This window comes from Capnocytophaga sp. oral taxon 326 str. F0382 (assembly GCF_000318295.1).
Taxonomy (GTDB): Bacteria; Bacteroidota; Bacteroidia; order Flavobacteriales; family Flavobacteriaceae; genus Capnocytophaga; species Capnocytophaga periodontitidis.
On sequence record NZ_KB291423.1, the window covers coordinates 1 to 1,045 of the forward strand.

At 30.4% G+C, this 1,045-nt stretch carries 1 protein-coding gene; it reads right to left on the minus strand.

Annotated features, from left to right (window positions below):
* Positions 1-50 precede the first annotated feature (50 nt).
* Entirely contained in the window at positions 51-851 is an 801-nt protein-coding gene (locus HMPREF9073_RS09155) for a hypothetical protein (RefSeq protein WP_009413448.1), read from the minus strand.
* Positions 852-1,045: the final 194 nt, after the last annotated feature.

The window sequence follows — 1,045 nt, forward strand, 5'->3', positions numbered from 1 at the left end:
TTTAAACTAAACTTTTTGGACAGCCTCTTTTTATTAATATTTTGGCAGCCCTATGCCTTTAAAAACCCAGTAATAAATTTCTTCTTCCTCTCTAAAATCAATCCATTATGATTCCTAAGTTTATTCTTTAGGTCTGCAAAATGTCCATCAATAGCATTTGTTGTATTAGGAATGTTCAGTTGAATATTATCATACCAAGTAAAAAGCCAAGGTAAGTTGTTCTTTAAGCTTCTATAAGCACTTCTTAGCTTCTTGTGAGTATAGAACGTTCTATTAGTTAAAGGATTAGTACTTCTTTCATTAAGAAAATCTTTCCATTTTTCATACCATAAACCTAACACTCCTTCAAATGATTCTTTATCTGTATTAGTTAGTAAGTTTACAACATTCATTAGTTCTTGTCCTGCTTGAAGTTTAGGATTCTTGGTCAAATATCTGATAACAATTTGTTTTTGATGAAATTGACACATTTGTACAGGAATATCTCTAAAAGATTGCAATAAGCCTTTTCTATCATCACAAACAATAGCAATAATTTCAAATCCTTTATCTTTAAGTTCTTCAATGCCTTGTATATACAAAGCATTTGTTTCATTTTTCACGTAGTACTTTAAAAGATTTTCTTTTGTTATAGCATCCTTAAAAAGCATAACTCCAAACGTTCTTCCCCAATAGGTGGTGTCCATTAAAACAATTACCTTTCGGGCTGTTTTAGCTTGTATTTTAACGGAATAATTATCTAACTTCCTTTTAATTGTTTTTGCTGAACAAGAATATTTTTCAGCTAATTGGACATAGGTTTGTTTGCCTTGTACATATTCTTTCCAAAGCTTTTCTTCATCTAAAAACAATCTCTTTTTAGCTAAGAATTGCTTCCCACAAGCATAACATTTGTAGCTTTGAATACCGTTTTTCTTACCATTTTTCTTGGTTATTTTACTACCACAGTAAAAGCAAATTTTTTATTCATATTTTCAAATGCTTGCAAAGGGAGATAAAATAAGGGGTTACACAACTTCACAGCCTCATTTTTGTCCATTACGCC